This window comes from Streptomyces sp. NBC_01235, from assembly GCF_035989285.1.
Taxonomy (GTDB): Bacteria; Actinomycetota; Actinomycetes; order Streptomycetales; family Streptomycetaceae; genus Streptomyces.
The window spans coordinates 6,691,711-6,704,805 of record NZ_CP108513.1 but is presented as its reverse complement, the minus strand read 5'-3'; the positions used below and the strand labels follow the sequence as shown (position 1 = coordinate 6,704,805).

The following is a 13,095-nucleotide window of genomic DNA, read 5'->3' as shown; positions in this document are numbered from 1 at the left end:
AGGTGTGCAGGTCGGATACGGCGGCGAAAAGGGTGGAGCGACCTCACAGAGCAGTACCCTTCCCAGTCCTCGGCGGGGAGGCGCGCAGCCGCGGGCAGAACGCGGCGATCGTGGTCAGCAGCGTCAGGGTCAGCAGGACGCGCTGCGCGCTGAAGGCGTGCGTGGCGATGAAGACCGTCGCGGCGAGCAGGACGACGGCGACGCTCAGGAACACGATCAGCATCAGCCGCTCCAGCAGGTCGGAGTGGTGCGCGAAGGCCGGGTCCCTGCTCTCGACGGGTCCTTCGGCGGGCCGCACGCCCAGTGCGGGCCCGCAGATTCTGACCAGGGCGGCGCCCGGCCCCGCCGCGAGGAACACGACCATCGCGACGCCCCGCAGCCCGGAGCCGTCGGGCAGCGCGAGCGCGGAGAGGGCCAGCCAGCCGCCGAACGGGGGCAGTATCCGGACCACGAGTTCCTGCGGGGTCATCGGCCCCTCTCCTTCAGTACGTACGCCGTGCCGGCGCTGTTCCCGACCACCCGCTCGAACAGCGGGGACGCGGCCACGGACTTCTCGATACGGTTCAACTGGGCTTCGGTGAGCAGCCCGTTCATCTCCGAGTCGGCGAACTGGCCCTGCGTGAGCAGCAGGTAGGAGCGGCCCGGTGACTCCACCGTCGCCATGTCGCGGGCGAGGGTGGCCGCCGGGTCCTTCACGATCAGGTCGACATGATGGCGGGCGTCGTCGAGGAACCAGTAGTGGTCCACCCGCCAGTAGTCGGCGAACGCGAGCGGGTAGTTGCGGTCGGCGGCCACGACGAGGGACCCGTCGGGCGCCTTGTCGAAGACCTGCTGCACGAGGTCGACCTCGGCCGGCGGGAAGTAGCTGATGCGGTCCTTGCCGGAGTAACTCGGTACAAAGGCGAACGTGCCGACGAGAAGTACGGCCAGGGGCAGCCAGACGAACCGGCGGGACTCGGGCCTGCGGCCCTGCGCCTCGACGGCCGCCACCGTGCGCACCTGGGGCAGCAGGGCCGCCGCGGCGAAGAAGGCGGCTCCGGGCAGCATGAACATCAGCACCCGGAAGATCATCTCGGCGCCGTAGCTGCTCGCCGCGAACATCGGCAGCGGGGCCACCGCGAGCAGCAGCAGCGGCAGGGCCCGGTGACGCAGGACCGGCCGGCGCAGCGCGCCGACCGCCGCGAGCAGCAGTGTCCCGCCCGACAACAGCCGGGCCGCCCAGGACGTCGTCACCGCTCCCGTGCCGGTCGGGGTCGCCCCGTACCCCGTGGAGACGTTGCCCCCGACGTCGCCGATGGAGCGGAGCATGTCCGGCATCGTGGCGGACAGGAAGGGCAGCGCGGCCGTGAGGCACCAGGCCAGGAAGATCACGGCGGTCGTGATCAGCGGGACGCGGTCGCGGTAGCGGCGGTTGAAGAACAGGGCTGCCAGGGACACGACGAGCATGCCCGGGGTGAGTTGGTGCGAGATGACGATGGCCACGACCAGCACGGTGAGCAGCATCGTCCACACGGCCTGCCGCTGTTCGCCGGTCCTTCCCCCGCCCGTCGCCTCGCTCCTTCTGCCGCTCGCGTACCTGCGCAGGACGACGGCCAGCACGCCGAGGTGGAGGGCGAACGCCACGGACTGAGGCGAGAAGTAGTCCTGGCCCACCCAGTTGGCGACGTAGAAGAGCCAGACCGCGCTCCAGATCAGGCGCCGGTCCTCGGTGAAGGTGCGGTAGATCAGCAGCAGCGGGAGCAGCAGCATCAGGCTGGAGACAAGCGGCCACCAGGCCATGAACTGCGCGGCGGAGTCCACACCCAGCAACTTCACGAGCGTGGCCTGCGCGGCGAAGAAACCCGGCCACTGGTCGTAGACGGCCATGTCTCCGAGCACGTCCGCGGTCTGCAGATGGCCCGCCGTCAACAGGTGGTCGATGACCGCGTCGTGCTTCCACGCCCACGCGTACAGCGGAGTCGGGTACACCACGGCCTGGGTGGCCCGCTCCATCACCAGCAGCGCGACCACGAACGCCGGCGCCCAGGCGGGATGCCGCTGCGGGCCGCGCAGGGTGAACCAGAACCCGGCCGTGAGCAGGGCGAGTCCGGCCCAGAACGTGGGGTGCAGCGCGGCGACGAGACCGAAGTCGCCGATGTCGGAGGCGTCGGTGTGGGTCACCGCGTAGCCCCACAGGGCGAGCGCGACGAGCAGCGCGGCGGCCGGCCACAGCGCGGGGTTGCGCCAGGGACGGGCGGGCGACAGGTCGGACAGGTCGAGCACGGCCTCACCGCCTGCCGAGCCGTGCGACTCCTGGGTGACCGTGGTCGCGCGGGGCGGCTCGGACGTCGTACCGGATGCGGAGGCGGCCGGCAGCGGCTCTGGTTCTGATCTCTTCCGTGGAGTGGTTGGCGGACGCACGACGGTTCCCCCCCTGGCCTTCGGCTCTGAAGCTTGGTCAGTCGCTGGTGTGGACTCCGGATCTGCCGTTCACGAGGAAACGGTCTGGAGCCTGGCCGGGCTCCGTCGGCGGCTCTGCGCGGTGGAGCGACAGGAGCAGGACGAGTAGGAACAGCACGACGAGCGACGGCAGCGCGACCGGAGCGAGTGGCGCACGCCCCGCCCAGCCCCCCACGGCGGCGAGGAAGACGGCCCCCCAGCGTGCCGCCCACGGCAGCCGTCCGCCCAGGCGGGCGAGCAGCAGCCACAGCGGTACAAGACTCAGCAACTGACAGACGGGCGGCACCCAGCGCAGCAGCGGTTCGGGCCCGGCCAGGCCCAGAGTCTCCGCGAAGAAACCGGCCGTTTGCGTATAGAACGTCCCACCCAGCGGCCGTGGTTCCCGTCCGAGCGCGACCGGCACGGAATGCAGGGCGAGCGCGGCGACTGCGAGCGCGGTACCGGGCAGCCACCCCTCGCGCCGCACGCACAACGTCACCGCGGCGACGAACAGCATGAGCAGCGCGCCCCCGGCGGCAAGCGCCGATGGGGGCAGCAACCCGAGCATCTCCCGCCCGTTCAGCGGTCCCGCGAGGTCTCCCGAGAGGTGTCCGCCGAGCCACGGCAGGTCTCGCAGCGCCGCCCCGAAGCACAGGGAGGCGACCCCGATCAGCGCCCACAGTCCGGTCCGCAGCCGCCGCTGCCACCGCTCGGACCAGACCCCGTCCCCCTCGTACGGGGGCGCCGTCCCGCGTGACTCGACAGGCTCCGGGACCGGCGAGCGGGCCTTCTGGGGCCGGACGATCACCGCGAGGGTGTCCGCCTCCAGCGCCTCGCGCTCGTAGCCCGGGCGCCCTATGAACAGCGCGACGGTGTCCTCGTCGGACGCCCCGCGCTCGTACGCGGCCCGGCGGGCCCAGCTCGTGCCGTACCCGGCGGTGGGGTTCAGCCTGGCCCCGCTCGTGCCGTACGCGGAAGCGTCATCTGCGGCCGGCGTCGGGGGCCGGTCGGCCGGGACGGCCGGCACGCCGCCCGTCCCGCGCAGCGCGGCCCGCAGTCCCACCACCGAGACGACGGCGATCAGGGTCATGCTGAGCAGCACCGCCCAGCCCGCGCCCGCGATCCCGGCCGGGGCGAACAGCACGGCCGCGCTGCCCAGCACGAGCGTGCACATGGCGCCCTGGAGCGCGGCGAGCACCCCGGTACGGCCCTGTACCCGCAGCACCCCGATGTACAGCTCGACCACGACCCGGGGCAGCGCGCCCGCGGCCAGCAGCCGCAGCACGGTGGTGCCGTGCTCGGCGTAGTCCTCGTTGAACGGCATCAGGATCTGCGGGGCGAACAGCACCAGCACGAGCACCACCGGCACCAGCAGCAGCGTCATACGGCGCAGCGCTCCGCGCGCCCCGTCGGCGAGACGGCGTGGATCGTGCGAGGCGTGGGCGGTCAGGGAGGAGGCCATGTTGATGGCCATGAACTCCATCGTGCCGCCGACGGTGTACGCCACGTAGAAGTAGCCGTTCTGCTCCGCGCTGAAGCGGACCGCGACCATCACCGGCAGCAGGTTGATCATCGCCAGGCTGAACAGCGCGCCGAGCGAGTCCCCGGCCAGGAAGCGGCCCATCTCCCGCAGCCCTGGAGGCTCCAGGTCGCGGTCGTCGGCGGCCTGGCGCGGGATCAGCCGGCGGAAGATCAACCAGCCCAGCGGCAGGGTCGAGAACGCGATCGCGACGGCCCAGGACACGAAGATGCCGAGCGCCGGGAGCGCGGTCGCGAAGACGACCAGCAGGATCAGTTTGCCGGTCGAGAACACCGCGTTGCCGATGGGCACCCATCCCGACCTGCGCAGCCCGGTGAGCACTCCGTCCTGGAGCGTGAGCAGGGCCCACGCCACACACGCCACGACGAACGCCGCCCCGGCGGCCGTCGTGCCGAGCGGCGCGTACGTCGCCCCCCACAGATCGAGGGTGAGCAGGAAGACGAACGCGGCGACGGCGACGACCACCGAACTGGCCGCGTAGGCCCGCCACACCAGCGAGCCCGTCGCCCGTCCGGCCCGCGGCACGAAGCGGACGACGGCGCCGATCATCGTCGTCGCCGTGACGCTGGCGAGCAGCCGCATCGCCGCGATGGCCGCCGAGCCCTGCCCGACGGCCTCCTCCGAGTAGTAGCGCGCGGCCACCAGCCAGAAGCCCAGCCCCAGCACGGCGGAGACGCCCGTGCTGAGCATCAGGAAGTAGGCGTTCCTGAACAGGGAGTCGGAGCCTGGGGTGCTGTCGGCCGGCGTCGGGCCGGTCGTCTCCTTTCCGGCGGACGGCGCCGAGGGCTCGGGCACCTGGATCTCCGCCTGCGTCTCAGCCACGGGTCGGCTCCAGCCCTCCCGGCACCTCGGCCGGCCGTACGCCGGAGTCCTGAAGCACCTCGACGACCTGCCGGGCCCGCAGCGGATCCACGGGCAGCGCGTGGCGGGCGAACCAGCGTGCCCCCTCGGGATCGGGCGACGGGTCGGTGAAGTCGGCACCCGCGTAGTCGTCCAGGGGCGGGTCATAGAGGTACCCGACGATGATGCCCCGCCGCGCGAGCGCCGCCCTCGCGGCATCCCGGTCCGCGACGAACAGGGGTACCCGGAAAAGGGGTTGGACGCGGTCGGCGCGGGGTGGTGCGGGCCGCGCCCACTGTGTGGAGAGCAGCAGCTCGGTGCCCGCCCGACAGGCTGCCAGCACCTCGTCCAGGCGGTCGAGCCTGCGGCCGATGCGACCCGCTCTCAGCGGTCCTGAACGCAACCGGTAGTCGTGCATGTCGACGCGGACCCAGGAGTCGTGGGCGGCGAGGTCCGGCGCGGCGTCGACGGCGCGGGCCAGCTCGGCCGACCGCAGCGGCATCCGGATCTCCTCCCGCTCCGTCAGCCCGAGCAGCCGCATCATGGCCCAGGCGGCCCGCCGCAGCCGCAGCCCGCGCACGGTCGCCTCCGCGTACGGCCGGACGGCGTAGGCGAGTTCCGCCGTGAACCGCCCCGGCAGCAGCAGGTCCTCGCAGGTCTTCTCCAGGGCCTCGCGCAGCCCCGGGTCGGCACAGGCCAGGAAGCCACCGGCCTTGGCATCGACATGCTTGGACAGGCTGAAGACGGAGGCGTCGCCCCAGGCCCCGACCGGCCGGCCACCCACCTCGCTGCCGATCGCGTGCGCCCCGTCCTCGAACAACGGGATGCCCAGTGCGTCGCACTTCTCCCGCAGGCGCGGGGTGTCGTCCGGGTTGCCGTACAGATTCGTCGTGAGCACGCCGGCCAGTGAGCCCCACACCTCTTCGGGCACGGCATCGACGTCGATCGACGCGTCCAGCGGGTTCAACGGCGCCTGCACAGGCCTGAGTCCGGCCGCGAGCACGACGAAGAAGATCACGTCGTCGTTGACCGGCGACATCAGCACGCGCCCGCCGGGCGGGCACCAGTGGCGCAAGGCCACGAACAGCCCGAATCTGCACGACGGCACGTACACGCATTCCCGGCCGAGTCTGTCGCGCATCGTCGCTTCCAGCCGCTTCGGCCGTGAGCCACGCCGCACCGACCCGAGGCCGGCCTCCCCTATGGCCATTAGCCCCCCAGTTGTGCCAGGGGAAAGCCCCCTCCCCGAGGCCTTCCAGCACCCGCTCAGAGTGTCCCCTTTCGCACCGCTCCGTCAAGATTGCGGACTGGCCCGTTGACGACTTCCGGTAAGCAATCGGACGCGGAGCGCTGTCAGCGGAAGGGCCTCGCCGGTCCCGCCGCCGTGTCACTTCCGCGAGGTCAGCCGTAACGTGTGGCTCGGCTCGGCGCACCCGCGCGGCACCCGCCCGGTGTCCGGCGAGCACAACATGGCGAACACCAAAGAGCGCAGGAAAGAGAGGCACTACCCGATGCCCCCCTTCGACCTTCCCGAGGGCGATCCCTTCGGTCCGCACAACCTCCCCTACGGTGTGTTCTCCCTCCCGGGCTCCGCTGAGCGGACCGTCGGCGTCCGGCTCGGCGACCACGTGCTCGACGCGGGCGCGGCGGCCCGCGCGCTCGGCTCGCCGCACGCAGACCTGCTCGCGGCACCGACCCTGAACCCGCTGCTCGCGGCAGGTCGTACGACCTGGTCGCAGGTGCGCCGCACGCTGACCGAATGGGTGACCGACCCAGCCCACCGCCCTACCGTCGAACCGCTCTTCCGCCCCCTCTCCACAGTGACCCTGCATCTCCCCTTCGAGGTCGCCGACTACGTCGACTTCTACTCCTCCGAGCACCACGCCCGGAACGCGGGAGCGATCTTCCGCCCGGACGCCGGGGACGTCCTCCTGCCCAACTGGAAGCACCTGCCGATCGGCTACCACGGCCGCGCCGGCACGGTGGTGGTCTCCGGCACGGACGTCGTCCGCCCCTCGGGCCAGCGCAAGGCGCCGACCGACCCGGCTCCTGTCTTCGGCCCGTCCGTGCGGCTCGACATCGAGGCCGAGGTCGGCTTCGTGGTCGGTGTGCCCTCGCCCCAGGGCAGCCCCGTCGAGCTGGCCGACTTCCGCGAGCACGTCTTCGGCCTGTGCCTGCTCAACGACTGGTCGGCCCGCGACCTCCAGGCCTGGGAGTACGTACCTCTCGGCCCGTTCCTCGCCAAGTCGTTCGCCACGTCGGTGTCGGCCTGGATCACCCCGCTGGAGGCCTTGGAGAACGCCCGGGTGACGCCCCCGGAGCGGACCCACCCCCTGCTCCCCTACCTGGACGACTCGGCCGCCGAACCCGCCGGCTACGACCTGCGCATCTCCGTCGCACTCAACGGTCACGTCGTCTCCGACCCGCCCTTCGCCACCATGTACTGGACGGCCGCCCAACAACTCGCCCACCTGACCGTCAACGGCGCCTCCCTGCGTACCGGCGACCTGTACGGCTCGGGCACGGTCAGCGGCCCGAACCCGCACGAGCGCGGCTCCCTTCTGGAACTGACCTGGAACGGCCGTGATCCGCTCGAACTCCCTGACGGCAAGCGGACGTTCCTGGAGGACGGCGACGTGGTGACCCTGTCGGCGTGGGCTCCCGGCCCCGGCGGAGTGAGGGTGGGACTGGGAGAGGTGAGCGGACGGGTGGTCGCCGGGCCGAGCGACGGGTGACGGGACCGGTAACAGGGTCAGTGACGGGACGGGTAGCGGGACCGGTGACGGGATGCGTCGGCTCGGGCTGAATCGGGGCGTCTTCGTGGGCTGACTCCCGGGGTAACCGCCGTCATACTGGCGGCGGGCACGGTCCTCACGCCGAGCCCGCCGCCCGTGGCAGGCCGCACGCACGCGGGTACGCGGTACGCACCCCGCGCGCACGTGGCGCACGCCCCCTTCCCGACCAGGATCCGGAGCCCATGGCATGACCCTCTGCCTGCTCCTGCTGAGTGTCGTCGCGCTGACGGCCGCCGTGCCGGCCCCCCGCGCGCTCACCCGCTCCGCATGGCCCGAGCGGGAGCCCGTGGTCGGGCTGTGGGTGTGGCAGTGCCTGGTCGCCACGGTCCTGCTGTGTTGCCTGACAGCCCTGGTGCTTGGTGCCGCGGCCGTGTTCCACACCGTTCGCGCGCGCGTCTTCGCCCCCGCGCCGCCTGCGGTCACCGAGGCGTACGACCTCTCCGCCGCACCGCTGTGGGCCGTGGCCCTGACCCTGCTGCTGGCCTGCGGGGCCGCCTGGACCACCGCGATGCTGGCCCGCGAGCTCGTCGAGGCGCGCCGACGCCGGGACCAGGCCAGGGTGCACCTGCGTGAACGCGCCCCGGACCTGCCCGCGGGCCTGCCGTCCGCCCGCGGTCCGCTGCTCGTGCTGGAGGACGAGTACCCCGACGCCTGGTGGATGCCCGGCAACCCACCCCAGTTGATCGTGACGACAGGCGCCCTGCACCGCCTCACCACCCACCAGCTGGACGCAGTCCTCACCCATGAGCGCGGCCATGCCCGCGCCCACCACGACTGGCTGCTCCACCTCTCGACCGCCCTTGCCACCGGCTTCCCCCGCATTCCGCTCTTCTCCCACTTCTGCGACCAGACCCACCGCCTGGTCGAACTCGCCGCCGACGACACGGCGTCGCGCCGCTGCGGCCACCTGACCACGGCGCTGGCTCTGATCGAGCTGAACCAACACCGGGGCGTCCTGTCCTGTGCCTCCAGTCACCGCCTCCTGGGCGAGCGCGTCGACCGACTGCTCCAGCCGCCCCCGCGCCTGCTCCGCAGGCACCGGGCGCTGACGACGACGGTGGCCGCGCTGGTCCCCCTGCTGCCCCTGCTGATCGCCTTCGCCCCGGGGCTGACGGCGTTGTCCTGAGCTGGCGGAACTTGCTCAAGATCCGACCGTTTCCCCAGGTCAGCGCCTTACCTGACGCTCCCGCAGGTGGCGCAACACTCTGGCAACACCGCTTTTCCTACTGACTCGCTATGGTTCGAAACATGGCACCCACCGACCGCATCCGAGACCACGCCGGCCAGGGCGCGACCACCGTCGCCGCCCACCGCGCGCGTCGTCGGCTGCGTGCGGACCAGGCCCGTCAGCTCGCCGACCTCCTCCGCCGTCAGCTGCTCACCGGCGGCTTCCCGGCCGGCACGCTCCCCCACGAGTCGACCCTCGCGACCGACTACCGTGCCTCCCGCAACACCGTCCGCCAGGCTCTCGACCTCCTGCGTGCGGAGGGCCTGGTGGAACGCCTGCCCGGCGTCGGCACGGTCGTCGTGGCGCAGAAGTACCCCCACGGGCTCGACCGCCTGATGGGCCTCGCGGAGACCCTGCACGAGCACGGCCACGTCACCAACGAGGTCCGCACGATGGGCCCCGTCGCCGCACCCGCCCCGGTGGCCGAGCGCCTGCACGTCCCGCCCGGCACCGACGTCCTCTGCATCGAACGCCTGCGCCGCCTTGGTGGCCTCCCCCTTTCCCTCGACCTCACCTACATCCCGCTCGACATCGGCACCGCCCTGCTCGGCGCCGACCTGGAGAACACCGACGTCTTCCGCCTGCTGGAGGCCCTCACGGGGCAGCGCCTGGGCCACGCCGAGATCACCCTGGAGGCGGTGACCGCGGACGCCCACTCCGCCGCCGTACTGGAAGCGCCGCGCGGCGCGGCCGTCCTGATGCTCGAACGCCTCACCCACCTCGCCGACGGCCGCCCGGTGGACCTGGAGTTCATCCGCTTTCGCGGAGACCGCATCTCGATGAGCGGCCTGCTGCACCGCTCCCTCTGACATCCCCCGGCCTCATTTCCACCCTGGTCCCCCTCTTCTGCACCTTGTTCTCCACCTTGCTCTCCGCCCTCTTTGCCGCCTTGTCCGCCGCGCTTTCCGCTCTCACCCCTTCATCGTTCGGCAAAGCCTCATCGGTTCACTGCCGCGCTGGATTTCTCAGAATCTCTCGGAACTTTTCTGGAGACAGCCATGACCTTGGCGCCCCAGCGGGCCGACGTGCCCGTGACCATCGACGAGTCGAAGTGCATCGACGGCTGCACCCTCTGTGTGGACATGTGCCCGCTGGACTCCCTCGCCATCGACGAGAGCAACGGCAAGGCCTACATGCACGTCGACGAGTGCTGGTACTGCGGCCCGTGCGCGGCCCGCTGTCCCACCGGAGCCGTCACGGTCAACATGCCCTACCTGCTCCGGTGAAAGGCCCGAACTCCCATGAAGCCCAAAGCAGTCGTCGCGTCCGCCGCACTCCTTCTGCTCCCCCTCACCGGCTGCGGCAGCGCCGAGGCCGGTAGCGACTCCACGGTCACCGTCACCGTCGGCTACCAGTCCAAGACCATCAACACGGTGACGGCAGGCACCCTCCTGCGTTCCCTCGGCTACTTCGAGAAGGAGCTGAACGCCCTCGGTGACGGCAGGACCTACAAGGTGGACTGGCAGGACTACGCCACCGGCGCCCCCATCACCGCGCAGATGACCGCTGGGAAGATCGACATCGGCTCGATGGGCGACTTCCCGCTCCTCATCAACGCGGCCCGCGGCAAACAGCTCGGCAGGCCCACCCATCTTGTCTCGGTCACCGGCTTCAACCTCCGCGGCGGCCTCAACACCATCGTCACCGCACCCGACTCCAAGCTGACCTCCCTGGAGGACCTCAAGGGAAAGAAGGTCTCCACGAGCGTGGGCTCCGCCGCCGACGGCACCCTCGTCCGGGCCCTGCAGCGCGCCGGCATCGACCCCGACAAGGGCGTCGAGAAGCTCAACCAGCAGCCGGCCGTGGGCGCGTCGGCGCTCTCCGCGGGCAGCGCGGACGCGCTCTCGCAGTTCGTCGCCTGGCCGGGCCTGCTCGCCTACCAGGGCAAGGCGAAGGCCCTGTACGACGGCGCCCAGTTGGACCTGCCCACCTTCCACGGAGTCACTGCCCGCGAGGACTTCGCGAAGAAGCGCCCGGCCGTGCTGGAGGCGTTCCTGAAGGCGCAGTCGGAAGCCACCGACTATCTCAACGCGCACCCGGTCGACGCCGCCGAGAAGGTCGGCGAGGCCACCGGCCTGCCCGCCGAGGTCGTCTACCTCTACAACGGCGCCCACGGCATCGCCACCTTCGACCCGGCCGTCAAGCCACAGCTCGTCTCCGCCCTCAAGGAAGACGTGCCGATCCTGAAGGCGGCGAAGCTGACCGGGGACGTCGACGTGGACTCCTTCGTCGACGACCAGTACGTCAAGAAGGCGCTCGGCTCGTCGTACGCCAAGGAAATCGCCGCCGCGCCCGCACCCGCCATGAGCGAGGTCTGGCCGAAGAACGCCACAAAGACCCGTCCCTTCAAGACGCCCGCCGAGCTGCTGACCTACGTGGCCGCTCACCGCGACGGCATCCGCGCCGCCTACGTCCCCGACGCCACCACCGGCACCCTGTGGTTCGCCGACAGGGCGGTCTGGGTGGCCGACGGCACGACACTGCTGCCGTTCGTCGCCCCGGCAACCGCGCAGGCCTACGTCGACGCCCACAGCGGCGCCCGGGTCGTCACATACGCCGACGCGCTGGGGCGGGCGTCATGACCCGGTATGCGCTGCGGATGGTCTCGGTGGCGTCCGCCCTCGGCCTGTGGCAGCTGCTGACCACCCTGAACGTCGACCTGTGGTTGCGTTTCTCGCAGTTCCCGACGGTCGCCGACGTGGCCCGCGCCTTCGCCGACCGGCTGGCCGGCGACGACTACTGGACCGACCTCACCGACAGCCTCACCCGCATCGTCACCGGCTTCCTCCTGGCCGCTGTGCTGGGCGTGGCCACGGGCGTGCTCGTGGCCCGCTCGCGGCTCGCCGAGGACCTGCTCGGCCCGCTCGTCGAAGTCGTACGGCCCATCCCCGCCATCGCGCTCGTCCCCGTCGCGATCCTCCTCTTCCCCTCCAACGAACAGGGCATCGTCTTCATCACCTTCACCGCCGCCTTCTTCCCCGTCCTGGTCTCCACCCGGCACGCGGTCCGCGCGCTGACCCCCGGCTGGGAGGAGGCGGTGCGCACCATGGGCGGTGGCCGGTGGCGGATCCTCGCCTCCGTCGTGCTGCCGGGCGCACTGCCCGGCATCTTCGGCGGGCTGTCGGTCGGTATCGGCGTGTCGTGGATCTGCGTGATCTCCGCCGAGATGATCTCCGGCCAGTACGGCGTCGGCTACCGCACCTGGCAGGACTACACGGTCGTCGACTATCCGGGCGTGTTCGTCGGCATGGTCACGATCGGCGTGCTCGGCTGGGCCACCTCCACGGCCGTGGAACTCCTCGGCCGCCGTCTGACCCACTGGCTCCCCCGTACGTCGTACGTCCCCGCAGGTCGGCCCCGGCCGCGACTCCCCCGGGCCGCCGCTGCGGCTCCGGCTGCCGGCACCGCTGTCCACATCGGACCCGAGCCCGAGAAGGCGCGCGATGAGCACCTCGTCTGAGACCCGCGAGACCACCGGTACGACCACTGGTGCCGCCGCCGGTGCGGCTGCCGGCCCTGCCACCGGTGCAGCCGGGCGTGGGACCCGGCTCGTCCTCAGTGCGGCGACCCTCGGCCGCCCGGACGCCACCGCCCTGGCCGATGTCGACCTGAACGTCCCGCCGGGTGAGATCCTCACCGTCGTCGGCCCCTCGGGCTGCGGCAAGTCGACGCTGCTGCGCACGCTGGCCGGGTTGCTGCCCCCGCTCGCCGGTGACGTGGAGCAGGACGGCCGACCCATCGGCGGCCCGGCGGCGGACCGCGCGCTGGTCTTCCAGGAGGACGCCCTTCTCCCCTGGCGCACGCTGCTGGCCAACGTCGAACTGCCCCTGGCCATCCAGGGCTTGCCGCGTGCGGAGCGCAGGAAGCAGGCCGAGGGCTGGCTCGGACGGGTCGGGCTCGCCGACCGGGCCCGCCAGTTGCCGCATCGCGTCTCCGGAGGCCAGCGCCAGCGGGCGCAACTGGCGCGGGCCCTCGCCGCGGGCCCGCGCGCCGTCCTCATGGACGAACCCTTCGGCGCCCTCGACGCCCAGACCCGCGCCGGCATGCAGGACCTGCTGGTGGAGGTTCTGCACGGCACCGGAGCGACCGTCGTCTTCGTCACCCACGACGTGGACGAGGCCCTGTTCCTCGGCGACCGCGTGGCCCTCCTCGGCGCGGGCCGCCTCGTCGCCGTACGGGACGTGCCGAGCCCGCGCGACCGAGCCGCCCGTGACGACCCCGCGCGCGTGGCCCTGCGGCGCGACGTCCTGACCTCACTGAGCATCTGAAAGGCA

At 71.9% G+C, this 13,095-nt stretch carries 11 protein-coding genes; 7 read left to right on the top strand and 4 right to left on the bottom strand.

What is annotated here, in order from left to right; genetic code table 11:
• Positions 1-43: 43 nt before the first annotated feature.
• The 4 genes from OG289_RS30070 to OG289_RS30055 are packed head-to-tail and all read right to left on the bottom strand — an operon-like array spanning position 44 to position 6,008.
• Entirely contained in the window at positions 44-469 is a 426-nt protein-coding gene (locus OG289_RS30070) for a hypothetical protein (RefSeq protein WP_327317182.1), read from the bottom strand.
• Positions 466-2,400 carry a glycosyltransferase gene (locus OG289_RS30065; RefSeq protein ID WP_327317181.1) on the bottom strand — a complete coding sequence of 645 codons (1,935 nt, stop codon included), beginning with the start codon at positions 2,398-2,400 and terminating at the stop codon, positions 466-468. Before OG289_RS30065 ends, OG289_RS30070 begins: the two co-directional genes overlap by 4 nt.
• Positions 2,401-2,437: 37 nt before the next feature.
• The gene (locus OG289_RS30060; RefSeq protein ID WP_442818975.1) at positions 2,438-4,780 is read right to left on the bottom strand and encodes a lipopolysaccharide biosynthesis protein; all 2,343 of its coding nucleotides are present in this window, start codon (positions 4,778-4,780) and stop codon (positions 2,438-2,440) included.
• Positions 4,773-6,008 (bottom strand): DegT/DnrJ/EryC1/StrS family aminotransferase, encoded by a 1,236-nt coding sequence (locus tag OG289_RS30055; RefSeq protein WP_327317180.1) that lies wholly within the window; start codon positions 6,006-6,008, stop codon positions 4,773-4,775. Before OG289_RS30055 ends, OG289_RS30060 begins: the two co-directional genes overlap by 8 nt.
• A gap of 301 nt (positions 6,009-6,309) precedes the next feature.
• Here OG289_RS30055 and fahA point away from each other — a divergent pair, with 301 nt between their 5' ends.
• The 7 genes from fahA to OG289_RS30020 all read left to right on the top strand — a co-directional run bounded on the left by fahA (position 6,310) and on the right by OG289_RS30020 (position 13,089).
• Positions 6,310-7,533 carry a fumarylacetoacetase gene (gene fahA / locus OG289_RS30050; RefSeq protein WP_327320845.1) on the top strand — a complete coding sequence of 408 codons (1,224 nt, stop codon included), beginning with the start codon at positions 6,310-6,312 and terminating at the stop codon, positions 7,531-7,533.
• A gap of 247 nt (positions 7,534-7,780) precedes the next feature.
• The gene (locus tag OG289_RS30045) at positions 7,781-8,719 is read left to right on the top strand and encodes a M56 family metallopeptidase (RefSeq protein WP_327317179.1); all 939 of its coding nucleotides are present in this window, start codon (positions 7,781-7,783) and stop codon (positions 8,717-8,719) included.
• Between the two features lie 122 nt (positions 8,720-8,841).
• The gene (locus tag OG289_RS30040; protein WP_327317178.1) at positions 8,842-9,630 is read left to right on the top strand and encodes a GntR family transcriptional regulator; all 789 of its coding nucleotides are present in this window, start codon (positions 8,842-8,844) and stop codon (positions 9,628-9,630) included.
• Positions 9,631-9,819: 189 nt separating this feature from the next.
• On the top strand, positions 9,820-10,047 hold the full coding sequence (locus OG289_RS30035; protein ID WP_020130156.1) for a 4Fe-4S dicluster domain-containing protein: 228 nt from the start codon (positions 9,820-9,822) through the stop codon (positions 10,045-10,047).
• A 15-nt stretch (positions 10,048-10,062) separates the two neighbouring features.
• Complete coding sequence (locus tag OG289_RS30030; RefSeq protein WP_327317177.1) at positions 10,063-11,403, top strand: ABC transporter substrate-binding protein; 1,341 nt, start codon at positions 10,063-10,065, stop codon at positions 11,401-11,403.
• Positions 11,400-12,281: an ABC transporter permease gene (locus OG289_RS30025; protein ID WP_327317175.1), complete on the top strand. Its 882-nt coding sequence runs from the start codon at positions 11,400-11,402 to the stop codon at positions 12,279-12,281. The genes OG289_RS30030 and OG289_RS30025 overlap by 4 nt, the downstream gene beginning before the upstream one ends.
• Complete coding sequence (locus OG289_RS30020) at positions 12,265-13,089, top strand: ABC transporter ATP-binding protein (protein ID WP_327317174.1); 825 nt, start codon at positions 12,265-12,267, stop codon at positions 13,087-13,089. The genes OG289_RS30025 and OG289_RS30020 overlap by 17 nt, the downstream gene beginning before the upstream one ends.
• Positions 13,090-13,095 lie beyond the last annotated feature (6 nt).

Excerpts from the sequence above, each read along its gene's own strand:
- OG289_RS30070 (WP_327317182.1), bottom strand. The coding sequence starts at position 469 with ATGACCCCGCAGGAACTCGTGGTCCGGATACTGCCCCCGTTCGGCGGC.
- OG289_RS30055 (WP_327317180.1), bottom strand. The coding sequence starts at position 6,008 with ATGGCCATAGGGGAGGCCGGCCTCGGGTCGGTGCGGCGTGGCTCACGG.
- fahA (WP_327320845.1), top strand. The coding sequence starts at position 6,310 with ATGCCCCCCTTCGACCTTCCCGAGGGCGATCCCTTCGGTCCGCACAAC.
- OG289_RS30045 (WP_327317179.1), top strand. The coding sequence starts at position 7,781 with ATGACCCTCTGCCTGCTCCTGCTGAGTGTCGTCGCGCTGACGGCCGCC.
- OG289_RS30040 (WP_327317178.1), top strand. The coding sequence starts at position 8,842 with ATGGCACCCACCGACCGCATCCGAGACCACGCCGGCCAGGGCGCGACC.
- OG289_RS30035 (WP_020130156.1), top strand. The coding sequence starts at position 9,820 with ATGACCTTGGCGCCCCAGCGGGCCGACGTGCCCGTGACCATCGACGAG.
- OG289_RS30030 (WP_327317177.1), top strand. The coding sequence starts at position 10,063 with ATGAAGCCCAAAGCAGTCGTCGCGTCCGCCGCACTCCTTCTGCTCCCC.
- OG289_RS30025 (WP_327317175.1), top strand. The coding sequence starts at position 11,400 with ATGACCCGGTATGCGCTGCGGATGGTCTCGGTGGCGTCCGCCCTCGGC.
- OG289_RS30020 (WP_327317174.1), top strand. The coding sequence starts at position 12,265 with ATGAGCACCTCGTCTGAGACCCGCGAGACCACCGGTACGACCACTGGT.